The sequence below is a fragment of the Arthrobacter jiangjiafuii genome, assembly GCF_018622995.1.
Classification (GTDB): domain Bacteria; phylum Actinomycetota; class Actinomycetes; order Actinomycetales; family Micrococcaceae; genus Arthrobacter_B; species Arthrobacter_B jiangjiafuii.
Genome location: NZ_CP076022.1, coordinates 3,567,196 through 3,593,579, shown reverse-complemented (window position 1 = coordinate 3,593,579; position 26,384 = coordinate 3,567,196). Strand labels below are relative to the sequence as shown.

The 26,384-nt window shown below is 64.3% G+C and carries 23 protein-coding genes; 10 read left to right on the top strand and 13 right to left on the bottom strand.

What is annotated here, in order from left to right; translation table 11 throughout:
• Positions 1-139: 139 nt before the first annotated feature.
• The 8 genes from rpmH (at position 140) to KKR91_RS16875 (ending at position 6,180) form a co-directional block, all read left to right on the top strand.
• Positions 140-277 (top strand): 50S ribosomal protein L34, encoded by a 138-nt coding sequence (gene rpmH / locus KKR91_RS16910; RefSeq protein ID WP_056010217.1) that lies wholly within the window; start codon positions 140-142, stop codon positions 275-277.
• Between the two features lie 62 nt (positions 278-339).
• Positions 340-708, top strand: a complete 369-nt coding sequence (gene rnpA / locus KKR91_RS16905) for a ribonuclease P protein component (RefSeq protein WP_210227123.1) — start codon at positions 340-342, stop codon at positions 706-708.
• A gap of 7 nt (positions 709-715) precedes the next feature.
• The gene (yidD, locus tag KKR91_RS16900) at positions 716-1,087 is read left to right on the top strand and encodes a membrane protein insertion efficiency factor YidD (protein WP_210227125.1); all 372 of its coding nucleotides are present in this window, start codon (positions 716-718) and stop codon (positions 1,085-1,087) included.
• A gap of 8 nt (positions 1,088-1,095) precedes the next feature.
• Positions 1,096-2,052 carry a membrane protein insertase YidC gene (gene yidC, locus KKR91_RS16895; RefSeq protein ID WP_210227127.1) on the top strand — a complete coding sequence of 319 codons (957 nt, stop codon included), beginning with the start codon at positions 1,096-1,098 and terminating at the stop codon, positions 2,050-2,052.
• Positions 2,049-2,597, top strand: coding sequence for a Jag family protein (locus tag KKR91_RS16890; protein WP_210227129.1), 549 nt, complete (start codon positions 2,049-2,051; stop codon positions 2,595-2,597). Before yidC ends, KKR91_RS16890 begins: the two co-directional genes overlap by 4 nt.
• A 47-nt stretch (positions 2,598-2,644) precedes the next feature.
• The gene (gene rsmG, locus KKR91_RS16885; RefSeq protein WP_210227131.1) at positions 2,645-3,277 is read left to right on the top strand and encodes a 16S rRNA (guanine(527)-N(7))-methyltransferase RsmG; all 633 of its coding nucleotides are present in this window, start codon (positions 2,645-2,647) and stop codon (positions 3,275-3,277) included.
• A 530-nt stretch (positions 3,278-3,807) separates the two neighbouring features.
• The gene (locus tag KKR91_RS16880; RefSeq protein WP_210227132.1) at positions 3,808-4,695 is read left to right on the top strand and encodes a ParA family protein; all 888 of its coding nucleotides are present in this window, start codon (positions 3,808-3,810) and stop codon (positions 4,693-4,695) included.
• 102 nt (positions 4,696-4,797) lie between these two features.
• A complete protein-coding gene (locus KKR91_RS16875) occupies positions 4,798-6,180 on the top strand; it encodes a ParB/RepB/Spo0J family partition protein (RefSeq protein WP_210227133.1) in 1,383 nt (460 codons plus the stop codon).
• Positions 6,181-7,926: 1,746 nt separating this feature from the next.
• On the opposite strand, the gene KKR91_RS16870 is transcribed toward KKR91_RS16875, so the two are convergent.
• From KKR91_RS16870 to KKR91_RS16810, 13 genes are all read right to left on the bottom strand, one after another.
• Entirely contained in the window at positions 7,927-8,763 is an 837-nt protein-coding gene (locus tag KKR91_RS16870; RefSeq protein ID WP_210227134.1) for a class I SAM-dependent methyltransferase, read from the bottom strand.
• Positions 8,764-8,901: 138 nt separating this feature from the next.
• Complete coding sequence (locus KKR91_RS16865) at positions 8,902-10,692, bottom strand: AfsR/SARP family transcriptional regulator (protein WP_210227135.1); 1,791 nt, start codon at positions 10,690-10,692, stop codon at positions 8,902-8,904.
• A gap of 48 nt (positions 10,693-10,740) precedes the next feature.
• Positions 10,741-11,970: a glycosyltransferase family 2 protein gene (locus tag KKR91_RS16860; RefSeq protein ID WP_210227137.1), complete on the bottom strand. Its 1,230-nt coding sequence runs from the start codon at positions 11,968-11,970 to the stop codon at positions 10,741-10,743.
• Positions 11,971-12,009: 39 nt separating this feature from the next.
• Entirely contained in the window at positions 12,010-12,798 is a 789-nt protein-coding gene (locus KKR91_RS16855) for a hypothetical protein (protein WP_210227138.1), read from the bottom strand.
• The gene (locus KKR91_RS16850; RefSeq protein ID WP_237687428.1) at positions 12,795-14,303 is read right to left on the bottom strand and encodes a polysaccharide deacetylase family protein; all 1,509 of its coding nucleotides are present in this window, start codon (positions 14,301-14,303) and stop codon (positions 12,795-12,797) included. The genes KKR91_RS16855 and KKR91_RS16850 overlap by 4 nt, the downstream gene beginning before the upstream one ends.
• A 162-nt stretch (positions 14,304-14,465) precedes the next feature.
• Complete coding sequence (locus KKR91_RS16845; protein ID WP_210227140.1) at positions 14,466-15,467, bottom strand: dTDP-glucose 4,6-dehydratase; 1,002 nt, start codon at positions 15,465-15,467, stop codon at positions 14,466-14,468.
• A gap of 42 nt (positions 15,468-15,509) precedes the next feature.
• Positions 15,510-16,808, bottom strand: coding sequence for a nucleotide sugar dehydrogenase (locus tag KKR91_RS16840; RefSeq protein WP_210227142.1), 1,299 nt, complete (start codon positions 16,806-16,808; stop codon positions 15,510-15,512).
• A 534-nt stretch (positions 16,809-17,342) separates the two neighbouring features.
• Positions 17,343-18,539, bottom strand: a complete 1,197-nt coding sequence (locus KKR91_RS16835; protein ID WP_210227144.1) for a peptidoglycan-binding protein — start codon at positions 18,537-18,539, stop codon at positions 17,343-17,345.
• A 10-nt stretch (positions 18,540-18,549) separates the two neighbouring features.
• A complete protein-coding gene (gene trxA, locus KKR91_RS16830; protein ID WP_104053463.1) occupies positions 18,550-18,876 on the bottom strand; it encodes a thioredoxin in 327 nt (108 codons plus the stop codon).
• A 27-nt stretch (positions 18,877-18,903) separates the two neighbouring features.
• On the bottom strand, positions 18,904-19,926 hold the full coding sequence (trxB, locus tag KKR91_RS16825) for a thioredoxin-disulfide reductase (RefSeq protein ID WP_237687427.1): 1,023 nt from the start codon (positions 19,924-19,926) through the stop codon (positions 18,904-18,906).
• 182 nt (positions 19,927-20,108) lie between these two features.
• A complete protein-coding gene (locus KKR91_RS16820) occupies positions 20,109-21,572 on the bottom strand; it encodes an ABC transporter substrate-binding protein (RefSeq protein WP_210227148.1) in 1,464 nt (487 codons plus the stop codon).
• A gap of 188 nt (positions 21,573-21,760) precedes the next feature.
• Positions 21,761-23,422 carry a murein biosynthesis integral membrane protein MurJ gene (gene murJ, locus KKR91_RS16815; RefSeq protein WP_210227149.1) on the bottom strand — a complete coding sequence of 554 codons (1,662 nt, stop codon included), beginning with the start codon at positions 23,420-23,422 and terminating at the stop codon, positions 21,761-21,763.
• Positions 23,423-23,478: 56 nt separating this feature from the next.
• Positions 23,479-24,009, bottom strand: a complete 531-nt coding sequence (locus tag KKR91_RS16810; RefSeq protein WP_210227150.1) for an NUDIX hydrolase — start codon at positions 24,007-24,009, stop codon at positions 23,479-23,481.
• 144 nt (positions 24,010-24,153) lie between these two features.
• On the opposite strand from KKR91_RS16810, the gene KKR91_RS16805 reads away from it, so the two are divergent.
• Together KKR91_RS16805 and KKR91_RS16800 are read left to right on the top strand one after the other, a co-directional pair.
• Entirely contained in the window at positions 24,154-25,638 is a 1,485-nt protein-coding gene (locus KKR91_RS16805) for a CCA tRNA nucleotidyltransferase (RefSeq protein ID WP_210227151.1), read from the top strand.
• Positions 25,635-26,291 carry a histidine phosphatase family protein gene (locus tag KKR91_RS16800; protein WP_210227153.1) on the top strand — a complete coding sequence of 219 codons (657 nt, stop codon included), beginning with the start codon at positions 25,635-25,637 and terminating at the stop codon, positions 26,289-26,291. Before KKR91_RS16805 ends, KKR91_RS16800 begins: the two co-directional genes overlap by 4 nt.
• Positions 26,292-26,384 lie beyond the last annotated feature (93 nt).

Here is a 26,384-nt window from a genome sequence, read left to right as displayed (position 1 = left end):
CATTCATGCCCATCAGGGTTCTGGGAATCAGGGTCCAGGTCCGGGTTGAGAGCAGTCAGACACATGAAATAAGCGCCGCTTGTTCTTCCCCCTTGTCGTAGCAAGCCAGCGCAACTCAGATTGTCTTGGAGTAACTACCGTGAGCAAGCGGACTTTTCAGCCGAATAACCGCCGTCGTGCCAAGAAGCACGGCTTCCGCCTTCGCATGCGTACCCGTGCCGGCCGTGGAATCCTTTCCGCACGCCGCGCCAAGGGCCGCACCGAACTGTCGGCGTAAATAGCCTTAAATTTGTCGATGCTGCCTACCAGCAGCTCCGCTTCCGAGTCCAGGTGGTCTGAATGCTGGCCGTAGGGAACCGGGTGCGGAAGTCGGCGGATTTTTCTCATACTGTACGTTCCGGTGCCCGCAGTGGGCGCCGGAACGTAGTCTTATATGCGGTGAAAACCGGCGAAAACCCAACCCGCGTAGGCTTCATTGTCGCGAAATCCGTTGGGAACGCCGTGACACGCAACCTCGTTAAGAGAAGACTGAGAGAAGCAGCTGCCCAAAGCCTGCGCGAGTACCCCACCGGGTTCGATGTTGTTGTCCGTGCATTGCCGCCGGCAGCGACAGCAACCTGGCAGGAACTCCGCACGGACTACATGGGTGCGCTGCGTACCTGTGCGGGTAAAGTCGACCGCACCCGATTGCTTAGCCAGAAGGGGTGATCTGCTGATGAGCCGCTCCGGTACCGATCCGGTCAGGGCTGTCCAGATCATTGCCCGATGCGTGTGGAATCTCCCGCGCTACCTTCTCATGGGCCTGCTGATGGCCTACCGAAAAACCATCTCGCCTCTATACGGACCGGTCTGCAGGTTTTTCCCCTCCTGTTCCGCATATGCTCTTGAAGCCGTGACTGTCCACGGTGCCGTGCGCGGCACATGGCTGGCCGCGCGGCGGCTGGTCCGCTGCCACCCGTGGAACGACGGAGGCGTGGACCATGTTCCGCATGGACACAGGATTTGGGACCAGGAAAAGGTTCCGAGGATTATTGTGCTGAATCATCCCGTGATTCCAGCCGACGAAGACAGCCGCGAAGCGGCTTAGGAGAGTAAATGGGTTTCTTCGATACGATACTGTTCCCCTTTAAATGGGTAGTGTCCTGGATCATGTGGATCTTCCACGAGGGTTTTGTTTTCCTCGGGATGGATGCCGCATCCGGCTGGACATGGACGCTGTCCATCATCGGTCTCGTGATCGTGATCCGCGCCGCTCTGATTCCGGTCTTCGTGAAGCAGATCAAGGCCCAGCGCGGGATGCAGTCCCTGCAGCCGGACCTGAAGAAGCTCCAGCAGAAGTACAAGGGCAAGACCGACCAGCTCTCCCGTCAGGCAATGACGCAGGAGCAGATGGCGCTCTACAAGAAGCACGGCACCAACCCATTTGCCGCGTGCCTGCCGATGCTGATCCAGATGCCCTTCTTCTTCGCCCTGTTCCAGGTGCTCAGCGGCGTTGCCAAGGCCAGTGACGAGGGCATCCACATCGGTGCCCTGTCCGCCGATGCCATCGCGCAGTTCGACGCCGCCACCATTTTCGGTGCCCCGCTCTCCGCCTCGCTGCTGCACGGTGGTGGCGGCAACCAGGTCGCCGTCGTCATTCTCTCCATCATCATGATCATCGCCATGACCGCTTCGCAGTTCATCACGCAGAAGCAGATCATGTCGAAGAACATGTCCGAGGAAGCCCTCGCCAGCCCCTTCATGCGGCAGCAGAAAATGATGCTCTACATCCTGCCGCTCGTCTTCGGTATCGGTGGCATCAACTTCCCGATCGGTGTCCTTATTTACTGGACCACCACCAACCTGTGGACCATGGGTCAGCAGTTCTTCGTGATCCGCCGGATGCCCACTCCGGGCTCTCCCGCCGCCAAGGCCCTGGCTGAACGCCGCGCGAAGAAGGGCCTGCCGATGGCGGCACTGCTCGGCGAAAAGAAGGGCGAAGCCGTCGAACCGGTTCCGGTTGCCAAGGCCCAGCGTCAGCAGCCCCAGCGGAAGAACAGGAAAAAGCGATGACCACGGAGCCCGCTGCGGAAGCCTCGGAGACTGTTGCTGACGTAACTGAGGAAGAGGAGACCAGCCGGCCAGGGCGCCTTGAGGAAGAGGGCGACGTCGCAGCCGACTACCTGGAGGAACTCCTCGACATCGCCGATATTGACGGTGACATCGACATTGAGGTCCGCAGCGGCCGCACCTACATTTCCATCGTCGCCGAAGACGGAGACAGCAGCGGCTTGCAGTCCCTGGTCGGCGCCGAGGGTGAGGTGCTCGAAGCCCTGCAGGAGCTCACCCGGCTCTCGGTCCTGACCTCCACAGAGAACCGTTCACGGCTCGTGCTGGACATCACCGGCTACCGCCAGGCCCGGGGTGCCGAGCTGCAGATCCTTGCGGAGGAGGCTGCCGCGCAGGCCAAGGAGAGCGGCCAGGACGTGGCCATGGAGCCAATGAGCGCCTACGAACGCAAGATCGTGCACGACGCCGTTGCCGGCCTTGGACTCGTCAGCGAGTCCGAAGGTGAAGGGGCCGCACGCCACATTGTGGTGTCCCTGCCGTCCTCCTAGGCCGGCAAAACGCGAGGAAAACTGCACCGCAGACAAGGAAACACCACGTGGTTGAAACAACGCCCGCTGAACGAACAGCGGCGGAAAAGATCTTTGGCGCCAGACTGGGGCTGGCTGAGCGCTATGTCGAACACCTCGCCACCTCCGGCATGGAACGGGGTCTGCTGGGCCCGCGCGAGGTACCCAGGCTCTGGAGCAGGCACGTCCTGAACTGCGCCGTTGTCGCTGATCTGATCGATGAAAACGCCAAGGTCGCCGATGTCGGCAGCGGGGCCGGACTTCCAGGCCTGTGCCTGGCCATCGCCCGCCCGGACCTGCAGCTGACCCTGATCGAGCCGCTGGAACGCCGGGTTATCTGGCTCAACGAAGTGGTGGCCGATCTCGGCCTCGACAACGTCGTGGTTATCCGGGGCCGGGCTGAACAGGTTGTCGCGGATGTGAACGCCGACGTCGTGACGGCCCGGGCAGTATCGGCCCTGTCCACTCTGGCCGGCCTGACGATTCCGCTGCTGAAGGGCAAAGGCGTTGTGTTGGCCATCAAAGGCCGCAGCGCCGAAGAGGAGATCCAGAAGGCGGCCAAGGTCATCCGCAAGCTGGGCGGGCGGAACACATCCATCCTCACCGCCGGCGAGGGCCTGCTCGAAGAGCACACCACCGTGGTCCGGATCGCCGTCGGATAGGCTGGCCCAACTATTTCCCGTTGTGCACACACCGGCTTCGATCCGGGATATTCGCCGGTCACCGGATAGGCTAGATGGACTAATGCCTATGTTTGGAAAGTGAGCATGTCCAGGTGAGTGCGCGCCGCGATTCCGCCGCAAAACGGATTCCCCCTTTTGCAGCCTTGGGTTCTGCCCTCTCCGCGCAGTTTTCTAGGATCCAACCCCAAATGTTTGCAAGCAACCATGAACCCGCTCCTCTGTCCGGTGAGGGTCCCGAGTTGCGTCCGGCGCAGCCGGCCACTGTGACAGCACCTCCCGTGCCTGAGGTTTCAACCGAGGTCGTAATCCCGCCGGCTGCGGCGCTGCCTGCTACGCCGGAGTACGTGGTCGTTGAGTCCGAATCTGCACCTGTTGGCACTGCCGTTTCACGTGAAACACAACACAGCACTGTCCCCCTGCAAGCCGTGGCTGACGCAGCCCCGGACCCCGAGGCTAGCGAAGGTGGTGTATCTGACGCGGCGGTAGTTCCGTCGACGTCGGTAGACGTTATGGACCTGATGGACGAAAGCACCCCGCTTGCCCGGGAACTGGCAAATGAAAGCCGACGCCGCGAAAAGCTGCGCGGTCGTGTTCTCCCTCGACCGGCGGAAACACGGATTATGACGGTCAGCAACCAGAAGGGCGGCGTGGGAAAGACCACCACCACCGTCAATCTGGCCGCCGCATTGGCCAGCGCAGGCCTCAACGTACTGGTGATCGACATTGATCCGCAGGGGAATGCTTCCACCGCCCTTGGCATCGACCATCGGGCCGAGGTGGAGAGTATTTACGACGTCCTGATCGACGACCTTCCGCTGGCGAATGTGGTGGCCCAGTGCCCGGACATCTCAAACCTCATTTGCGCGCCAGCCACCATCCACCTCGCCGGCGCAGAGATTGAACTCGTGTCCCTGGTGGCACGCGAGCAGCGGCTTCGCCGCGCGATCGAAGCCTATGCCGCAGAGCGCGTGCGGATGGGTCAGGAGCGCCTGGATTACATCTTCATCGATTGCCCGCCGAGCCTGGGCCTTCTGACGGTCAACGCCTTCGTGGCTGCCCGCGAGGTGCTCATTCCCATCCAGTGTGAGTACTACGCATTGGAGGGACTCAGCCAGCTGTTGAAGAACATCGAGATGATCCAGAAGCACCTGAACGCAGACTTGGTTGTTTCCACCATTCTGTTGACCATGTACGACGGCCGCACCAATCTCGCCGCCCAGGTGGCAGCTGAGGTCCGGGAGCATTTCCCCGAACAGGTGCTCGGCGCCGTGGTCCCGAGATCCGTCCGCATTTCCGAGGCGCCCAGCTATCAGCAGACGGTCATGACCTATGACCCTTCTTCCAGTGGCGCTCTGTCGTATCTTGAAGCTGCGGCGGAAATCGCGCAGCGCGGCTAGACACCCGGCACGGCCTGCACCGTTTATGATGTGCAAAATCGTAGAATACAGTCACCAATCAATCCATGCCGCTTGCTGTGTGCATAAGGGAAGGACTTACCCGTGACCGAAAAGCGTCGTGGTTTGGGAAGGGGACTGGGAGCTTTGATTCCCAGCAGTGCAGATGTCGAGGAAGCTCCGGCAGCGCCTGCGCGGGCGGGACGTCCGGTCGACCTGTTCTTTCCCTCCGCTAGTGACGTGGTCACTCCCACGCGCCCCGGCACCGGTCCGCGCAGAGGGGCTGGGATCAACAAGGATGCCCTGCGTGGACCCGCTGCAAAGGCGCCCAAGGGTGCTGCGCGGGCCCGACAGCAAGAGGCCGCTCTAGACACGGCCGGCGCCGCCGTAGACGCCGCTGAGGCCAAGCCTGCCAGTGAGGTGGAGCCTGCCTCCAAATCGGCCAAGTCAGCCGCTCACAGCCCCGACCACGCCTCCGAGGGTTCCGCTACAACAAAGGCTGCCCGGGCTCCCAAGGGGCGCCAGGCTTCCGCCAAGCAGGGCGGCATGGTCAAGGATCCCAAGGTCAAGGATTCCCGGCCTGCAGCGGTTCCCGTGGTGGACGGCGAAGCAGGAGGCGTTTCGTCGGCGCGGGAAGACACCGATGTTTCACGTGAAACCCTGGTTCCGGTACCCGGGGCGACGTTTGCCGAACTGCCGATCGATTCCATACATCCCAACCGGAAGCAGCCCCGTTCGGTCTTCGATGAAGACGATATGGCCGAGCTGGTGCATTCCATCCGGGAGATCGGTGTCCTCCAGCCGATCGTGGTTCGCCCCTCGCCGGAGGATGACCCCGAACACCCCTATGAGCTTGTTATGGGTGAGCGGCGCTGGCGTGCCAGCCGTGAGGCCGGCCTCGATGCCGTGCCCGCGATCATCCGGTCCACTCAGGACGTGGATCTCCTGCGCGACGCCTTGCTGGAGAACCTGCATCGCAGTGAACTCAATCCCTTGGAAGAGGCCGCTGCCTATCAGCAGCTTCTGGATGATTTCGGCTGTTCCCATGAGGAGCTGGCGGACCGGATCGGCAGGTCGCGCCCGCAGGTCACCAACACGTTGCGGTTGATGAAGCTGCCTCCGCTGGTGCAGCGCCGGCTAGCGGCGGGCATTTTGTCGGCGGGCCACTCACGTGCACTCCTCGGCCTGGCAGACGCTGCAGAAATGGAAAAGCTGGCACAGCGGATCGTTGCTGAAGGCCTGTCTGTACGCGCGACGGAAGAGATCGTCTCCTTGAGTGGTGGCCTGCGGCGTCCTCCCAAGGAGTCCAAGCCGAAGGTTGGGGCCCGGCATGAACGCCTGGATTACCTGGCAACTTCGCTCTCGGACCGTTTGGACACAAACGTGAAGATCACACTGGGCGCCCGCAAGGGCAAAGTCAGCATCGAGTTCGCCAGCGTCGACGATCTAAATCGCATCATGGGTGTGCTGACACCACCCGCCAGCTAGCCCTGGAACCATTTGTGCGGCCGGTGTTTCACGTGAAACACCGGCCGCACGTCTTTTGTTCGGTTCCCTTGGGAAGCGCTGACGCCTGGGTGGCTGTCAAGCCTCGCAAACGGATCACGTTTAGGATTCTCCCTGATCGCGGGTTGCCGGGCTGAAATTTGAGCGACTGTGAGGCGGGTTGGTAATTCGCTTGTTTAGAGATGACCGATCCGCTTGGGCAGAGGTATGCGGCTTCCGTTAATGTTTCACGTGAAACTCCTTCGCCGCGGCTGCATCCCGGCCCGAACTCCGCTGCGGATGTGGTGGGTAAGCGTGTCGGCCTCGTGATCTGGACCGAACGGTTGCCACAGCCATCTTGATCTGAACTCAGGGCTCATCCCTGCCACCCCCCCTACGCCGCAGCCGGGCGTTTGGCGGTGCTGTCGAGGCTCCGGCATTATCCCGAACCACATACTAGGCATCGATCGCCAATGGATGGTTGCCTTACAATGTGCAGCCGACACCCGCAAACCTCTGTGGGGGCATTCACCAGTTCGATGGGCCGCTGTTTCACGTGAAACACGATTCTTAGGGCATCTCCTGGTGCGGGCATGAGCGGCCTTGCCAACAAGGCGGTATTACTTGTCCGGGCCGCTTTAGGGTGTGGACCACCCGGCTCGGTGTTCTGTTCGCCGATCCTGCATGCTTCAATTGGCCTGGATTTCAGGGGGATCTTTGCGGGGAACGATTCGCGAAGAGGAGAGAGCAGACGAAGAGGCGGGTCGTGGTGGTGCAATTGGTCCACGGACTTCGACCCTGTTCCACAGAGGATTTCGTTTCATGGCACTCTGACCTGGCTGAGCCCGCCAAGCCTGGGGCTGCTCCTACATGACCCGACCCGTCCCGGCATAGACCACGTTTCACGTGAAACACGAGGGAACTGGTGTCGCGGGGTCCGGGTAGAAGGCCGCCTGATGCATGAGAGAGAGGCCCACCTCCACCTCGTGTCGCCGGCCAGGCATCCGTCTCCGTGGAGCCAGGGACGGAGCCCAGTATCCTTATGGCCGGGCGTTGAAAGCAGATAAGTCAGCGTCAATCCTTCTTGCGCCACGGTGATGACGTTGCTGAGCTAACCTCCGGTCCTGCACCAGGAGGTCGCAGGACGACATTAACCCAAGGGTGCCTCCGTCGTTACCGTGTACTTTTTACTCCCATATCGAAAGATGACGAGCCGCATTTCGCAGTCATCATGATCATAGGTGCGCGCAGCGGCTAAACTCCGGGTGCCTGCCCGCCTGCCCGCCTGCCCGCCTGCCCGCCTGCCCGCCTGCCCGCCTGCCCGCCTGCCCGCCTGCCCGCCTGCCCGCCTGCCCGCCTGCCCGCCTGCCCGCCTGCCCGCCTGCCCGCCTGCCCGCCGCCTGCCCGCCCCTGCCCGCCTCCTGTCGCCTGCTCCCGCCAGCTGTCCTGGCGCGGCCGGACCGCCATGGGTCGGGGTGGGCCACCATACCCTTGTGCTGCTCCCGGCCCTTCGCCCGAACCGCCTTATGGCTCAGGGTCGGCCCGCGTTTCACGTGAAACGTCGCAAGAAACGGCCGTCCTGGACAGGGACCCCGCCCAGGCTAGGCAGTTATGCGGACGTCGTTGGGGCCGGAAGGCGCCCGCATCTTCCCCTGCGCTCCAGCATTGCAGACCCCTGTTTCACGTGAAACGAAGTTCGACGGCCGAGGGACAGGGCGACGAAGCTCGTCGGCTCGTCACCAGACTGAGTCAGGACCTCCGCCCTGTTGCGAGCAGGTACTCCCAGTCCATCCCTGCATCGCTGCCAAAGCCGAAGCCGGCAGCCAATGACATCAGTTCTTCATCAAGGGCATCCGCACGTTCCGGCGTGTCCGCAAGGGACTTATAGACGGCGATGGTCGGCCCGTAGTTTGTCTTGAAGTAGCTGAGAAAGTCTTCGGGATCCTGAAAGCGGTCCACGTGCAACACACGGCGTTCGGTCTGCCAATCGCCCACCTGTCCGTAAAAGAGGCTTTCCAGATGATCGGGCCTACCCCACAAGGGTGGCGGCTGTGCGCCAGGCGGTGGGGCCGGCGCATAGGGCTTCATCGTTGCAAACATCCTTCCTATGAAGCCATCCGGCGTCCAGTTGATCAGCCCGATCCTCCCCTCGGTGCGGCACACCCTGGCCAGTTCGTTTGCTGCCTCCTGATGGTGCGGCGCAAACATGACGCCAACACAGGAGAGGACGACGTCGAAAGTCTGGTCCCCGAAGGGGAGAGCCTCGGCGTCAGCGAGGACCCAATCCAGGCTCAAGCCCTGGGCTGCTGCGAGGCGTCGCCCGGATTCGAGGAGTTCGGGAGTTAGGTCGGACGCGGTTACCCCAGCACCCGTTATTGCTGCCGGGAGGGAGGCATTGCCGGTCCCGGCTGCCACGTCCAGGACGTGGTCATGCTCGCTGACGCCGCTGGCCTCTACGAGGATCGGGCCCAGGCTCGGTATGACCTCGGTAGCAACAGCGGTGTAGTTGCCCTGCGCCCACATAGCTCGGTGTTTGGCTTTCAGCTCTCGGTCGGCTTCGACGGTGGCTGACGAAGAATTGCTCATGGTGTCACGATCCTCTCAATGGAACGGCTGGGCCGCCTGCCGAGGCGGATGCAAACAGCATGCGTGCCAGCCGTGTGCGGAGGCGTGTGCGGAGGGCCGGCGGCACCGACTACTAGGGGGGCGGCCATGAGAGGGGGGTCAAAGCTGGTTGCGGAGAGCGAGTTCGGCATGCAGCAGGGGGTTGGATATCCGCCCGGCAAGGACGGGAATTGCGGCGCCCACCGCACCATCTCCCAGGAGTGCCAGGAAAGAGTATGCCCGGACAGTAAGCTCATCATGGCCGTACCGGCTGGAGAGTTCCCCCAGCTCCCTGGCATAACCGAGGGCCCGCTGCGGATTGTCCCGAAGGTCGGCAGCACACGCCAGTTCCAGGTTCCGGCCGCGGAACCAGCGGTACCAAGGATTCCGGCCGAGGCCCCTGAGGATCCACGATCCGGCTGCATCCATGTGCCCGGCGGCTAGAAGGCCTTTTGCCTTAGCATGGGCGGCGGCGTCGATGAAGCACCTGTCCCCGAATGCTGCGGCAAGCGCGGTGGCATGCTCGGCCGTTTCCACAGCCATCGAATCCTGTCCTGAAAGCAGATGGACCTCGCTGCGGAGCGCTTCTGCCAGAGGGAGGAAAGCAACCCAATGGTCGCGGCCGGCAAGGGTGAGAGCTGCATCCAACTCGAGGGCCGCAGACTGCAATTGACCAGTCAGAAGGTGCACCCGTCCGAGCATCGTGCGGGCGAATGCCTCTTGGCGGACGGCCCGGGTTTGGGAGCTGAGTCGTATCGATTCCTGCAAAGCGCTCCGCGCGGTGGGGTAATCCGCAGTGTCCGTCGCCAGCATCCCGCGCACCCCGAGCGTCTTGGCCGTTTCGTCGTCAAGACCCGCGGCCGCGGCCTCGGCCTTCCCTAACCAATGCAGCCCGCTGGCTGGAAAACCCCGCTGTACGGCGAGGAACCCGAGCTCCCGGTATGCGGCGGACTGAAGGGAGGGTGGTCCGCCGCGGGACAGGGATGCTGCCCGGTGCAGCAAATCTGAAACTTCGGCTCCTCGTCCTCCGGCGCCGTGGATCAATGCCCCGGCCAGCGAAAGCAGGGCTTCTGCTTGAAGTTCACGGATACCGGTGCGTTCGGCCAATCCGCCGGCTACACGGAGTTGGGTGAGCGCTGAACCGGTGGCACCCGCAGCCAGCGAAGCCGTGGCCGCCTCCAGATAGGACCTCACGGCTACCCTCGTCGCAGGTAAAGTGCCGATTCCGGTATCCGGAGCCGCGAGTGCGTGCTGAACCTCCGCGGGTAATCCGGCGCCGAGTTGCTCAGCAAACAGGGCGGCGCACCTGTCGGCGCTGTCCCGTGCCCCGGCACGGTCGCCTGCGGCAACCAGGGACCGGACCAGAAGAGCATGGAAATCAGGATTCAGGGGGTCAAGCTCCAGCGCCCGGGCGGCCAGCTGTACCGCGGTTGCCGTGTCGCCGCCGGCCAGTGCGGACAGTCCGCCCTCATAGGCTGCGGTCTCCACCCGGTGGCGCAGGCGATGGCGCTCAATCGTCAGCCAAGAGTCAAACCCGGGGCAGTCGGAGAAGTCCATACCCTCGATGAGTCCCGCGGCCAATGGATGATCACCGGTTGAGGGGAGTGGGGTGCCGGGTTCCATATCGGTCCACGATGATGGGGGGAGCTGGAGGGTCAGTGGGTCGCCCTGCAGCGAGGCGTCGGAGCCGAGGACACGGCGCAGATCGGACAGGTGCCAGCGGAGGGCGCCGAGCGGATCCTCTGCGTCGGGGAACAACATGGCGGCGAGCTGGGCACGTGGGGTCGGAGCGTGGTGCAGCACCAGGTAGGCAAGCAGCCCCCAGGCCTTGCGGCCATGCGGCTGCCGTCCGTTCCCCGTGCCGTGCTCGAGGAAAGGTGGCCCCGCAAGGTGGACCCGGACGCCGTTCATGCCCCCACTGTAGAACTGCCCGAGGGCGCTTCGGAATGGGGAGTCCCGTCAGCTGGGCTGCAGTCTGCGTGTAGGGCTGGCCCACGTTCCGGTGGTGGTGCGTGTCCATGCTTGGGCCAGGGTGGCAAGGCAGATGAAGGAGTCGAGGAGCCGCATCAGCGGGTAGGTCAGGCCCCACAGGAGCATGCTCGGACGGCGCAGGAAACAGGCGGCAAACACGGTGAGCAGATAATCGGGCAACATGACGCCTATGAGGAGATCCTGCGGCCGCAGCAGGGAGATATCCGTCAGCTGGGAGAAGATGACGATCGGGATGGCCAGGATCAATACCAAACTGGCCGAAATCAGTTCCACGATGTGCAGGAGCAGGACAGTCCAGAAAAGTCCGCGGTGCATTCCGTGCCGGCGGACCGTCTGCCAGAATCCCAGTTGCCAGCGGCGCATTTGGCGGACGTAGTCGCCGAGGTTGTCGGGGTCCTGCGTGTAGGCGATGGCCGCGGATGGATGGAATTCAATGCGTCCGAGCTTCTTGGCATGAACTTCGAAGGTCATATTGAAATCCTCGATGAGCAGGCCGGGGGCAGCGACATCGATCTCAGGAAGGATCCGGGTCCGGTACATGCTGGCAAAGCCCGGAACGATGTTTACGACATTGGCCGGCCCTGAGGCCTGCCCGTATTTGAGCAGCAGCTGGACGGCAGTGTAGAGCCGTTCCCGGTAGGTCAGGAGAATCCGTGCCACCGGATTGCGCCGCCCCCGATCCGGCAGTGACTTCGCGCGTCCGGCCACGGCAACGACGTCGGGGGCGGTAAACAGCGGCAGGCCCGTTTTCAGGTAATCCGGTGTCAGACGGGTATCGGCGTCCAGCAGCAGCATCACTTCATAGTTGTTGACCAGATCGAAGTACTCGATGCCGGCGGCCAGTGCACCGGCCTTGCCGCGGTTGGGAAACAGCTCCAGGCAGTTCACGCCTGCGGCGTTGGCGATGTCTGCGGTGTTGTCGCTGGATCCGTCCGAGACGACGTGGATGTTGCCGGCGGGAACCAGCATCAGCGCCGAGGCTATCGTCTCTGAAATCACCAGCTCCTCGTTATGTGCTGCAATGAGCACTGCCACTTGGCTGGGCGTAACCGGGTTCTCAGCGCGTCGGGCCAGGTGGCGAGGGGAGCTCGCGTTCTGCAGTTCCCCGATGCGGCGCAGCAGTCCGACCGTAGTCCAGAGGGGCGTGCTGATACCAAGTATCAACAGCCCGATGACCAATATGGTCCATGGTTCCATTTTTCCTACCCCCAGAAGGTATTGAAGTTGTTGATGGTGCTAACCGTGCTGGACCTGGCGGGTGGTGACTATTTCAAGCCATGGCCCGTCCGGAACGTCCTCGTCGTCAACGAACTGCCAGTTGACCCGGTCAGTGGCGCCGTTGAGGGAGCTGAAACCCAAGCAACCGTTCAATGCCGGAGACACGTCCATGCCGGCCCCATTGAACCGGGTGTTCGCGGGACGAGTGTCATCGGTACCGAACACATAGGCGTCGTCGTCGTAGATCGAGGGTCCCGCATCCTGGATCTGGCCGTAGCATTCGCGGTCGCCTTTGGTTATCCGGACCCAGCGGTTCTTCATGTAACTGAAGGACTTGTCCGTTTCCCGCCCCGCGTAGCCGGGCTTGCCGGCCCACGGAATGACATCGCCCCGCATGGCAAACGCACGGGGATTGTTAACGTCGTCAAACGGCAGGTCCAGATAGAACGGGTTTTCCTTCGGTGTCATGTTGCCGGGAAGCCAGCTGTCGGCTTCGAACCGTTCCTCGGTCTGGCAAACCCCTTCGACCAACTGTCCGTCGCAGCCGCCGTAGCTCTCCAGCCAGAAGCTGTCGTAGGCCGACTGCACCTGGCTGCCATCCACTGCGTCCGGGTCGTGGATCTCCCCGACCCAAAAGGTGGTGGCCGTGATGTCCGTGTGCCAGGGATACTCCGGGTCGTCCTCAGCCGCGGCGCCTTGGCCGCTTTGGGGTGCGCAGGCGGCACCCATCAACCCGAGGGCCAAGACCGTCGAAACGATGAGGCCCTTCCCTCCGGCCCGCGGGCGCCGCCTCTGCTGGATGGTCATTCGATGCCGTCTTCATGGCCGGGGAGGGCCGCCGGTGTCGGAAGCCGGCTGGGTCCTGGTGCCGGAGGTGCACCTTCGACGTCATAGAGACCGTAGTCGTCGGTGACAACTGTTCCGTCGGAGGTCAGCGCCAGACCGAAGCTCAGTGCTGTGGCACCGTCCGGAACCGGCGGCGTGGTCCATTCGGCCGCTACCAGCTCGCTGCTGGGGTCCAGGAAAGGACTGGCCACCCAGAAGTGCCAGGCACCCGAGCTGTCCCGGTAATGGACGCTGAACTGGGTTCGGGTGTCCGAGGAATACCAGAGGCGGAGAGAGTAACGGTGGCCGGCAGCGACCTGCGGTGCACAGGTACCCAAGTCCCGCTTCGGAATGATCTTGGCATCACCGTCCCGGTGTTTGGTGACCGTAATAGTGGAGCCAGTACTTTTCTGGTTGCCCGTTGCCCGGCCGAATTCGGCCTTGTTGGTGCCGTAGTCTGCTTGCGCCCAGCACACCGGCACGTCCCCGGACCACTGCTCCAGGTCGGCGTTCTTAATGCCGTTTTCGCCCCGGGCAACGACCGCGGGCTGCGGTGCCGTGACCGGCGCCGCTTTTGGCCCGCCGATGACGTCCTGAACCGACCGGACCACGGTGTTGGTGGTTTTGGTCCGGTTCTCGAGCCAGGCGACAAACTCCTTGAACAGGGCTTCATCAATATCAATCCACTCGCACTGGTAGGGGCACATCCCGTGGAAGGTCAGCATCACCCAGCCACCGGTCCCGTCCGCGGCGGTCACTGCGTCCTGTAGATCCTGGAGCGTCCAGTCACGCTCCACCTGGGAGGGCGCCTTCAGCAGGAACGGCTCGGCAGGAGCCAACGATTCAACGGGCGGACAGCCTATGCAGGTGGTTTCATCCAGGGTTCCACCCAGTCCCCGGGCACTGTTGTAACCGCAACCTTCGACGAGTGATGCGACCGTGGAACCGGATGCGAAGGGATACGCAAAGTTGGTGACCTGGAAACCAAGGGAGAGCAGGTTTGCCCGGTCCTGGCAGATCTCCCGTTCAGCTTCGCTAACGTCAAGAGTGGCAATGTCGGGGTGGGAAAAGGTATGGCCGGCTATTTCGTGGCCGGCAAGGGCCATGTTTTTTGCCTGCCGGAGGGTCACGGACCCCTTCTCATCAATGAGTCCGGAGTTTAGGTAAAAAGTCCCGTCCATGCCAGCGGCCGACATGATTTCCGCTGCCCTGGCCTGCCCGCTGAACCCGTCGTCGAAGGTCAGGGAGACAACCGTCTGGCCGGGGACGACGGGAAAGGCGGCGGGAGGAACGTATTCGGGAACCTTGACGGCGGCGGCGGCACGCCGTTCAGCCGCCGCCGCCTCACGCGCCAGTGTCTCGGCCTTCTCCGCCTCCATCTTGCTGAGGTCGGCCGTCCCCGTCACGATCCGGGTGTCGGTATCAGCCGGTCCCAGCCCTGCCGCAGCCAACCACTGCCCGCCAAAGAGCAGGAAGGCGGTAGGCAATGCCAGTACCAGGAGAGCAGCGATCCTCTGCAGGGACCGCCGGGGTTTCCGGTGCGGGTGGAGCGGAAGCGGAGGTTGAGGCCCGGAGGCGTCGTCTGTGGTGCCCATGGTCACGTGCTTTCTGGTCGGATCGGTTCGTCAGCTCAAAGGGTGCGGGCCGGATCAGGCCCCGGCGAGTTCGGGCGAACTGCTGCTCCTGACCATTCCAGCGGGTGTTCCTTGGGCAACATTGGCGATGATCTGGTCGATCGTGGTCTTGGGGTTGAATCCCACCAGTTCGCGGGCTTTGGTGTTGTCCGGCACCCGGCGCCGCATGTCCTCGTATCCGGGCGCGTAGGCCTGCTCGTACGGCACCAGGCTGATGGTGCTGGGGCTGTCCAACAGTTCCACGATGCGCTCGGCGAGGTCGAGGATGGAGATCTCGTTCGTGCCACCCAGATTGAAGGCCTTGCCGTAGGCCTCGGTGTTCTCCGCGATCTTCACAAGTGCCGGCACCACGTCAGCGACATAGGAGAAGCAGCGCGTCTGCCGGCCGTCCCCAAATACCGTCAGCGCCTCGCCGCGCTGAGCCTGGCCCACCAGGTTTGGCACCACCATCCCGTAGCGGCCCGTCTGCCGCGGCCCGACGGTGTTGAAGAGGCGGACGATGGCCGCACGCAGCCCGTATTCCTTCCAATAGGCGTAGGCAAAGGCTTCATCGATGCCCTTGGCTGCGGCATAGGTCCAGCGTGATTTCAGGGCCGACCCCAGGATGCGGTCGGACTCTTCGGAAAGCGCATCGGAGGTGTTCTTGCCGTACACCTCCGATGTGGATGCCAGAAGCAGCACGGCACCGGCGGCCAGGGTGGCATCGAGGACCACCTCGGTGCCGTGGATGTTGGTCCGGAGGCTGGTCAGGGGGTCTTCGACGATGAGCTTGACGCCCACGGCGGCGGCCAGGTGAAACACACGGTCCGCTCCGGCCACAACGCTGTCGACGGCGGCCCGGTCCAGGATTGTGCCCTCAACGAAACGGAAGTTGGGGTTTTTGAACGCTTCCTGGAGGTTGTCCAGGGAACCGGTGGAAAGGTCATCAAGCACCGCGACTTCGTCGCCGGCTGCAAGGAGGTATTCGGTCAGGTGGCTGCCGATGAAACCGGCGCCGCCGGTGATAGCTGTTTTCATGGTTTTCGTTTTCCCTACGGGTAAGTGGTGGGTGCTCAGAGATCAGAGCTGGATGGTGTTGGGCGCTGCCGGGAGTTTGTACGTGGTGTCGAGCACGGTGGGGACTGCGTCCAGCCAGCCAAGGTCGAATCCGGCGTGTGAGGTGTGCATGATGACCAGATCGGGCGCAAAGCCTGCCGGATCGGTCACCGAGTCAAGTTCGATGCCCTTGCTGCTGATACGGCTGATCAAGGGATCGATGTAGCCCACCGTGGCGCCTTCGGCCGCAAGCCCGGCAATGATCTCCAGCGCGGGCGACTCACGCACGTCCTCCACATCCGGCTTATAGGCCACGCCGGCCAGCAGCACGCGGGCACCGGCCAGGCCCTGGTCACGGTCGGAGAGGAGCTTCCGGGACCGGTCCACCACCCGGCGCGGCCGGGCGGCGATATCCTGCATGGCCTGTTCGATTACCGGTGCATTCATCCGGTTGCGGCGCAGCTGCCAGAGCAGGTAGTGCGGGTCGCAGGGAATGCAGTGCCCGCCGACGCCGGGGCCGGGGTTGAAGCGCATGAAGCCAAAGGGCTTGGTGTCCGCGGCATCGATGACATCCATGACCGAGATGTTCAACGTTCCACAGATGTCGGCGAACTCATTCGCCAGCGCGATGTTCACTGCGCGGAAGGTGTTCTCCAGAAGCTTGGTCATTTCAGCGGCTTCTGCCGTCGGTACCAGATGGACCTTGGGAACGTACTTGGCCAGCAACACTTCAGCGCGCTGGCCACAGGCCTCCGTGATGCCGCCGACAACGCGCGGTACCTCTTCCTGGCTGAAGTCATCCACGCCGGGGTTGATGCGCTCGGGACTGAAGGCCACGTGGACATCCAGGCCGGGCAGCAGTCCCCGAGCCGTCAGCGGCAGCGCCACCATGTCCTTGGTGCATCCCACGTAGCTGGTGGAAGTGAGGACCACGAGCTGCCCGCTGACGGCGTTCTCCACCACTGTGGCGCAGGCGCTGCGGAGGATGGAAAGGTCCGGGACCAGGTATTCATCCACGGGGGTTGGCACGGCTATGACGACGGCGGCCGCGTTGGACAGGCGCGCCGCATCGGAGGTGAGCTCAAAGCCCGGGTCCTCAAGGGCCCGGCCCAACCGCTCGCGGTCACCCTCCAAGAGATCGGCCCGTCCGTCCCGGATGGTCTGCAGCCGGTGTTCGCTGACGTCCACTCCAAGGACCCGATAACCGGCTTCCCGGAATGCCAGTGACGTAGGCAGCCCCACATAACCCATGCCCACGACCGCGACGTCGAATTCGAACATAGTGTCGGTTGCCGGGCTTCCCGCCGGCGTTCGTTGGTGCATGGCGCCACGCAGTTTGTTTGCGGCAGTTTCGGGCAAATGGATTCGAGATTCCTGCAGAGTCACGGCCGGACCCCCCTTGTCTGGTCTGGAAAAGCTGTTTGTAGTTGTGGTCCAAAATCCACGGCGAGAGAACCGCGGAACCTGAGCGGGTGAACCCGCACTCGGCACCGGCCGGGGCTTCCGAGGCGGCAGGCAGTGCCTGGAGCTAAAGGATGCGGCGACGCATAGCGCATGCCGGAACCCTGAGCTCCGGATGCGTTTCACAGCCGCTCTGGTGGAGCTGCGCTGTTGGTGTCCTGATTGACCTGTTCAGGCTAGGAAAAGGGGTTGGCAGCGGCACGCGTAGCTGGTACTGGTTCTATGCCCGGTAACTCGCAGCGCGACACCTGTTGAAATGCCGGCCGGTAAAGTGCGGATAGGTAGTAGGCACTGCCGGCAGCTGGGCACAGGCGTTTCCGGGGCACACGAAAAACGGCGACGGCGGCACCCCTGTTCGGGATGCCGCCGTCGCCGTGCCGTGCGGTGGAGCGGGGTCTAGAGCCCGCCCACCCGCTGTTCTGCGGGCTCGTCGACGGGATTGAAGCGGGAGACATCGTCCAGGGCAAGGGTGCCCGTGGGCTGGTCTTCCTCCTCAAGCAGGTAGAGGCGCTGGATGCCGATCACGATGGAGTCGGCAACGGTCTGCCGGAACACCGGGTCAGCCAGCCGTTCAGCATCGTCGCGGTTACTCAGGTACCCCAGATCCAGGCCCACCGAGGGAATACCGGAAAGCTTCAGGGTGTCCCAGGTCCGGCCGTGGACGCCCAGGCTGTCCATACCGGTGCGCACCGCCAGTTCCTTCATCAGCAGGATCGCGGCGCGGTGGCCGATCGGTGAGCGGGGCACACTGGTTCCCGGAAGCCCCCAATAGAAGGCTGCAATGCCGGAGGCTGCCTGCTGGTCGAGCCAGTCACAGTGCAGGTCCAGGCGGAGGCTGGGGACCGCATCGCGGCCGTCCGTGCCGCGGGAGAACCCGGAGGCTCCGGTGACCACGCCCGCGCCGAACTCACGCAGGATCCGTTCCACGCGTGCCGCGATATCGCCGGCGACCAGCTCTTCGGTCAGGGAACGGGAGGTCAGGCGCTCAACGGCGTGCGGAGACGCCGTCGTGGACTTACCAGTGCTCAGCGCGATCAGCCGGCCGCGAAGCGCGGCAGTGGAGCGGTCCAGCCGCTCGTAATCGCGCAGCGCAAAGGCCTGGCTGGGGGTGATGGCCCTGTTGACCCGGGACATGGCACGCATGGTGTCGGGATCACAGACCCCGGTGCCGGGGATGCCCAGGTTCTGCTGCAGCTCCGCAACGGCATAGCGGGTGCGCACATTGAACTCGCCGTCGATGTGGCCGTAGTAGAAACCGAGGTGGGACAGGTGCCGCTGCAGTTCGGCGACGTCGTCCCCGCGCGCGGGAGGAGCACCCTCGACAAAGGCGAGCGTGCGGTCCCCGAACCGGTACTGCGCTTCGGCCAGCGCGCGCATGGTGTCGGGACCGGCGGCGCCGTCGACAATGAGGCCGCGGCTCTGCTGGAAGGAGCGCACGGCAGCGTCTACATGGTCGTCAAAAACCGTGGGGTCGTTAACGGAGTCCGGGGCCAGATACGACATGGTGATGCCGGCGCGCAGCAACGCTTCACGAAGCGTCACCACACGCCGGCTGGCATCCATCCTCCGCAGGGTTTCTCCTGCCGGGTGCATGGTCAATGGCCTACTTCAGGAAGGCCGCGAATTCCTGTTCCAGGACCTGCTTGGGCTTGGCGCCGATGGAGGTGGCAGCGACTTCACCGCCCTGGAAGACGTAGACGGCGGGAATCGAGGTGATGCCGTATTTGGCGGCAATCGCCGGATTGTCGTCCACGTTTACCTTCACGACATCCACCTTGTCCGCGTACTGCGCGGCGATGTCGTCCAGAATGGGGGAGAGCATGCGGCACGGGCCGCACCACTCGGCCCAGAAGTCCACAATGACGGGCTTGTCGGCGGTGAGGACATCGGCACCGAATGAAGCGTCGGTGACATCTTTTGCGTTGCTCATGTTGTTGCTCCTAACAGGTTCTGAACTTTAGAGGACGGCGTTTTCGGAGACGGCCTCGGCCGGCGGGGTGGGAACCTCGGCGGCGGTCGGCACGGCGTCTCCCAGATCGGCCAGGTAGTGCTCGACGTCGATCGCGGCAACGCAGCCCGAACCCGAGGCGGTGATCGCCTGGCGGTAGGTCGGGTCGATGACGTCTCCGGCGGCGAAGACGCCGGGCAGGGAGGTCTTGGAGGTGCGGCCGGCGACGGCGATGGTGCCTTCGCTGGTCAGCTCCAGCTGGTCCTTGACCAGATCGGTCCGCGGATCGTTGCCGATCGCGACGAACACGCCGGTCACGTCAAGATCTGACTCGGAACCGTCGACCGTGTTGCGCAGGCGCAGGCCGGTGACCTTGTCCTCGCCGTGGATGCCGACAACCTCGGAATCCCAGACGAAGCGGATCTTCTCGTGGGACAGTGCGCGGTCCTGCATGATCTTCGAAGCGCGCAGCGTGCTGCGGCGGTGCACCACGGTGACGCTGGCGGCGAACTTCGTCAGGAACAGGGCCTCTTCCAGGGCCGAGTCGCCGCCGCCGATGACGGCGATGTCCTGGCCCTTGAAGAAGAAGCCGTCGCAGGTTGCACACCAGCTGACGCCGCGGCCTGACAGCCGCTTCTCATCGTCCAGGCCCAGCTCGCGGTAGGCCGATCCGGTGGAGATGATCACTGAACGCGCCAGGAAGGTCTCCCCGGTGCCAATGGTGACCTTCTTGATCTCGCCGTCGAGCTCCAGGGCGGTCACGTCTTCGAAGAGGATCTCGGTGCCGAAGCGGGCGGCCTGCTTCTCGAACTGGGCCATCAGATCCGGACCCATGACGCCCTCGGGGAAGCCGGGGAAGTTCTCCACATCGGTGGTGTTCATCAGCTCGCCACCTGCGGTGACCGAGCTGGCGATCAGCAGCGGCTTGAGGTTGGCGCGGGCGGTGTAGACGGCAGCGGTGTAACCGGACGGACCGGAACCGACAATGATGACGTCGCGGACGTCGGCTGCTGCGGGGGTTTCGATGCTCACGGTTAGGTGTTCCTCTTTCATTTTGAAAACTCTGTCGATCCGGCAGCAATTCCGGCCCTTTTGCTGACCCCCGGATCACTGGGCACAACCGTTACGGCCCCCAGCTTATTCCGGCTGGCGCATCCGGCACACGGCAGGGGCCGCCCCCGGGCCCGGCAGGGCCGATCCCGGAGGGCGTCCCGCTAGGAGACGCCGATTTCAGCGATCCGCAGCCCCCAGGGGAAGGCGGACGGCAGACCGGTCAGGCGCGGCAGCTGGGTGAAGTTCACGATCACGTACTTCGCGGTGGGCGCCTCACCGCCTTCGGCCTTGGGCACCGGAATGCTGATGGTGGGGCCAGTGAAACCGCTCTCGGCCACGGGCACCGCACCGTCGAGGCTGGGCGTGTCATTAAGCAGGACGGAGAAGCTGCCGCCGGTGCCGTTGAGCTGGGCAATATCAATCTTATTGATCGCCGATTCCTCTTCGAGCTCGACGACGAGGGCCAGGTTCGGGGCATAGCCGCCAAAGGTGTCATTGGCGTATTCGTAGCTCGACCAGAAAGAGGCAGGATTGCCGTCCAGGATCTGCGGCAGGGCGCCGTCGTTTTCAGCGTCAAGGGCCGGATTTGCCGGTACCAGCCGGGTAACGCCAGCCGGAACAGGCGAGGGCACCGACGGCGCCGCGTCCACGGAGGCATCCGCTGCCGGGGCGCTGGCCGTTGCGCTGGTCTCCGCTCCGGCCTGCGCGGGGTCGTCGGCGACGCTGCCCAGCCGGACCACGGCCAGGACGACGGCGGCTACCAGCACCAGGCTCAGTACTGCGCCCACCAGGACGCGGCCCAGGGTGCGGTTGCCGCCGGGCGCGTCGTCGTCGTCTTCGTCCTCATACTCGTCGTAATCTGCTGCGGCAAGAGAGCCCGCCGTGACCGCTGACTTGGGGAAGTTCGACGGCGGCCGTCCGGCCTCCCGGACCGGCGCGGCGGGGGCGGCAGCGGTGTCCGTGTCGGCATTCCGGCCGGCAGGGGAGTGGGCGTATTCGTCTTCGGTCCAGCGCGAGACGCGCGGAGTCTGGCCGGCGGCCGGGGCGCTGTCCTGCGGGCGGACAACGGGCGGGGGCGGCATGTTTGCTGCCCCGGTGGCGGCTTCAGCCGGTGCATGGGACGCGCCGCCGAACTCCAGGTCGCGCTCCGCCGCAGCTTCTTCTGCCGCGGGCAACGGTGCCGGGCGGCTGAACTTCGGCAGTTTCGGCAGGGGACGGCCGGACATCAGGGGCTTGCGGGGCGCACGCTCGGCAGGTTCGTCGACGTAGGTGTCGTCCTCGACCGTTTCCGGTTCCCGGGACCGCGGCATGCCGAAGATCTCGGAGCCCAGCGTGTCGGTGAAGAAGGGTTCAACAAACGGGGCGTCGCGTTCGATGACAAGGTCCAGGAGGTCTGCCGCGCTGGCAGTGCTGGTCACCAGGTAGGTGCGTCCGTCGCTGACGCCCATGTCCAGGATCTGGACGTTGCTGGCACGCTCCCCGGTGGCGATCTCCCGAGCGCTGGCGCTGACCTGGTCGGTGTTCTCCGGAGCGGCAAGCAGGATGCTGACGGAGCGGTTCAAGACCTGATCCACCCCGTCGAGGACCAGGTCGTTTTCCGCTGATGCCAAAACCTGGGCGGTCACTTTGTAGCGGCCCCCAAGCGTTGAGCCTGCGTTTACCGGCTGTGGCACGTGTTCCTCCCATGGAACGGCAAGTACTGCGTTTTTGTTGACTGCTGGCTATCCTGCTGTGTTTGGTGACGAGACTGAATCGCCCGCTTATTACCCATGCTACCTGCGCGGATTGGCAAACCCGGAGTTGGCGGCGCCGGTCAGCGGCGCAGTTTCGCGACGAGCGGGGCGAGGAAGGCATCCAGCTCCTGGACCCGCAGGAGGCGGAGCATATAGAAGTAGGAAACCGCCATCAGCGATCCGCAGACCACCAGGGAGACAAGCGAGCCGACCAGGGACTGCCAGGCAAAGCCGTCCGCGGAGTACCCGCCGAGCAGGCCAAGGGCAGCGGAGCCCAGGGCGGCGGAGCCGAGGGCGGCAATGGCCATGCGGACATGGGCGTCAAAGATTTCACCGGCACCGTAGCCGCCCAGTTTCCGGGTCAGGAAGATGTGGCTGACCAGCACGCTGGCAAGGTTGCCGAGGGAGTAGGCGATGGCCAGCCCGAAGACAATCCGATTGGCCGGCAGGGCGGCGGCGCCGATGGCCAGGGCGATCCCGAAGGCTGAGAGCATCAGCTGCATGATCATCGGGGTCTTGCCGTCTTCATCCGCGTAGAAGGCGCGGTTCATCAGGAAGGTGGCGCTCAGGAACGGCGTACTGATGGCCAGCAGCACCAGGACCTGGCCCTGTACTGCGGCGGAGGCGACCGACCCGCCGCTGAACCACATGCTGATGGGTCCGGCCAGGACCACGAGGACCGCCGAGCAGAAGACCGTCGCCACGCCGATGGCCCGCAGCCCCGAGGACATGGTTTTGCGCACCCCGTCCAGGTCGCCTTCGGTGAAGGCATGGGAGAGCTGGTTGAACAGCACCGTGGCCAGGGACAGCGTGATGACGGAGTGCGGAATCATGTAGAACATGGTTGCCGTTTCCAGGTTCAGGTGCCCGGCAATGATCTCGGGCGGATTCATCGCCGCGTAGGTGGGACGGGCGTCGGAGGCGATCGTGGCGACCTTTGTGTAGACCAGGTAGGCGCCGTTGCCCACCACCATCGTGATGATTGTCCACTTGGCGACCTTGACCGTCTGCCCCAGTCCGGCTCCGCGCACACGGAAGGACGGCCGCAGCCCCAGGCCGAGCTTCCGCAGCGGAATCAGCAGCACGGCCGCCTGCAGCACCACGCCCAGGGTGGTGCTGCCGGCCAGGACCAGGGTTGCCGTAGAGGTCCAGTTCTCCGGCGAGAAGCTGTTGGCCTCCTGCGTTCCGACCAGGGTTATAAACAGCAGGATGCCGGCGATGGCGATGATGTTGTTAACCACCGGTGCCCACATGTAGGCACCGAAGCGGCCGTTGGCGTTAAGGGTCTGGCCGATGACGGCGTAGGCGCCGTAGAAGAAGATCTGCGGAAACAGCCAGTAGGCAAAGATCGTGCCCAGCGGAAGCTGCGATTCATTCAGGGACGTGACCAGCCGCAGGATCCACGGGGCGGCCAGGGTGGCGGCCAACGCCAGGACGGCAAGTCCGAGCAGGCTCAGGGTCATGATCGAGGAGACAAACTCCCGGCCCCGGTCCGGCTGCTTGCTGGCCTTGATGATCTGCGGGACCAGGACGGCGTTGAACACGCCGCCGGCAAGCAGCAGGTAGATGAAGTTGGGCAACACGTTCGCGGAGCTGAAGATGTCAGTGACCAGGCCGGTGTTGCCGATGGCCACCGCCAGCAGGGCCGTGCGGACAAGGCCAAGGACGCGGGAAACCAAGGTTCCGGCGGCCATCACCGCGCTGGAACGCGCCGTACTGGGGGCAATATTCTTTTCGGCCATGGTGTCCCTATGCTCTCACTCCAACCGGGCAGTGCTTAAACCCGGTGGCCAGGGACTCAGAGGTAGCGGGGAAGAATCTCGCGGGCGAGGTCCGCGATGCGGCGCTCATTTGGAAAGGAAAGACGCTTGCCGAGCTCGGCCAGCGGAACCCAGGCGACGTCCACGGCTTCGTGGTCCGGATCGTTCTCGATGGTCAGCTGCCCGCCGGTGGCCTGCAGCAGGAAATGGTGCACCGTTTTGTGCACCCGGTGCCCGCTGACCGTGAACCAATAATCAATGCTGCCCAGCGCGGTCAGGATGCGGCCGTCGATGCCGGTTTCCTCGGCGATCTCCCGGACCGCCGCTTCCCGGCTGTCTTCCTCGTTTTCCGGGTGGCCCTTGGGCAGGCACCATTCCAGCCGCCCGCCCCTGTTCAGCCGGGCGATAATCGCCACGGGCAGCTCCGATGAGGAGGCATCCACCACAATTCCGCCCGCGGAAACCTCTTCCACGGTGGGCAGCGAGGCATGCACCGGATGCGCACCTGCGCCGCCCATTGACGCCGTCAATGGGGTTCGCTTGGGTGCGCTCGGTACGGGATGGGCCATACGACCACTCTAACGATCTTTGTCCGGCGATGATGACTGCCTGCCGGCACCCCGGAGGGGAAGCGGCAATGGTCGGCGTGTCCGCACCTCCGGCGTTGCCCGGTGTGCATCTTCGGCCCTTTTATCTGGCAGGCTTAAAGCACTATGGTGCACCTTTTTGATAGTTCGGCCCTGAAGACTCCCCTGCCCTCCGTCGTCGGTGAACTCGGGGAGCTGTTCCGGGACGCAGGATTCGAGCTGGCCCTTGTCGGCGGGCCGGTGCGTGACCTCTTCCTGGGCCGGGTTTCCCCGGACCTGGACTTCACCACCAACGCCCGGCCGGACGACATCATCGCCGTCATCCGCCGCTGGTGCGACACCTATTGGGAAATCGGCCGCGCGTTCGGCACCATCGGGATGCGCAAGGCCGGATACCAGATCGAAATCACCACCTACCGCGCCGATGCCTACGACCCGGACTCGCGCAAACCCGCCGTTGCCTTCGGCGACAAGCTGGAAGACGACCTCTTCCGCCGCGACTTCACCATGAATGCGATGGCGCTGCGGCTGCCGTCGATGGAACTCGTGGACCCCTTTGGCGGGGCCAAGGACCTGCAGGCGGGCCTCGTGCGCACCCCCGGTGCGCCGTCGACGTCGTTCTCCGATGACCCGCTGCGGATGATGCGCGCCGCCCGCTTCGCCTCCGCGCTGGAAGTGGACGTGGCGCCGGAGGTGTTCGAGGCCATGAAGGACATGGCCGGGCGGATCACGATCATTTCCGCCGAACGGGTCCGCGACGAGCTCGTGAAGCTGATCAACGGCAAGGCACCCTGGGCCGGGATCGACCTGCTGGTGGAAAGCGGGCTGGCCGAGCATGTGCTCCCGGAAGTCTCTGCCCTCAAGCTGGAAATCGACGAACACCACCGGCACAAGGACGTTTACCAGCACTCACTGACCGTGCTGCGCCAGGCCTGCGGACACGAGACAGGGCCCGACGGCGATGTTCCAGCCCCGGACTTCGTCCTGCGGTTCGCGGCACTGATGCACGACGTCGGCAAGCCCGCCACGCGCCGGTTCGAGCCCAACGGCTCGGTCAGCTTCCTGCACCACGACGCAGTGGGGTCCAAGCTCACCGCCAAGCGGATGAAGGCACTGCGCTTCGACAACGACACCATCAAGGCCGTTTCCCGGCTCGTTGAGCTGCACATGCGCTTCTACGGCTACGGCGACGCCGGGTGGACCGACTCCGCCGTCCGCCGCTACGTCAACGACGCCGGTGAGCTGCTGCAGCGGCTGCACCGGCTCACCCGCTCCGACGTCACCACCCGGAACCGGCGCAAGGCCGAACGGCTGGCCTTCGCCTACGACGACCTTGAGGCGCGGATCGCGGCGCTGGCCGAGCAGGAGGAGCTGGCAGCGATCCGCCCGGACCTGGACGGGGAACAGATCATGGCGCTGCTGGGCATCCGGCCCGGACCCGTTGTCGGCCGCGCCTACCGCTACCTGCTGGAGGAACGGATGGAAAACGGACCCGTTTCCCACGCCGAAGCAGCCGCACTGCTCCGCGCCTGGTGGAAGGAACAGCCTGAAAGCCGGGAGGCCCCGGCCGCGGGCGGGGAGCAGTCCGGAGAAGGAGAAGGAAGTAAATGAGCGACGCTGAGGACTTCGGTCCGGCAGTTCCGGATACGACGCCGGCAGGCACCCGCCTGCCCCGCTTGTGGCTGCTGCGCCACGGCGAGACCGAGTGGTCCCGCGAGGGAAACTACACCGGCCTGACAGACATCCCGCTGACCGCGGACGGCGAAGCCCAGGCCCTCGCCGCCAAGGAAAAGATCGGTGCGGTCGACTTTGACCTCGTCCTGTCCTCCCCACTGATCCGTGCCCGCCGCACCGCCGAACTGGTGGGCCATCCCCATCCGCAGATCCTGCCCTATGCCCACGAGTGGGACTACGGGGACAACGAGGGCCGCAAGAGCACCCAGGTCCGCGCCGAGAACCCCGGCTACATCATCTGGAACGACGGCGTCCCCAACGGCGAGACGCTGGACCAGGTAGCCGAACGGGCAGACCGGATCGTATCGCTGGTACAGGCCGGATGCGGCACTCCGATGGACCGCAGCCCGGACTCGACCCCGGTGGAGAAGGTGCTCCTGGTGGCGCACGGGCACTTCCTGCGGATCCTGGCCGCCCGCTGGCTGGGACTTCCCGCCGACCAGGGGCGGCATTTCGTCCTTGGCACGGCTGCCGTCTGCACCCTCGGCTGGGACAAGCACACCCCGGCCATTGTCCGCTGGAATTATTAGGTCCGGAATAAAATAAAGGAAAGTTCCACAAAGGCCTTGGCAGGGTGCCCGGGGGTGTTGTATGTTTTTCCTGCAGCCGCCTTTCGGGCGGCA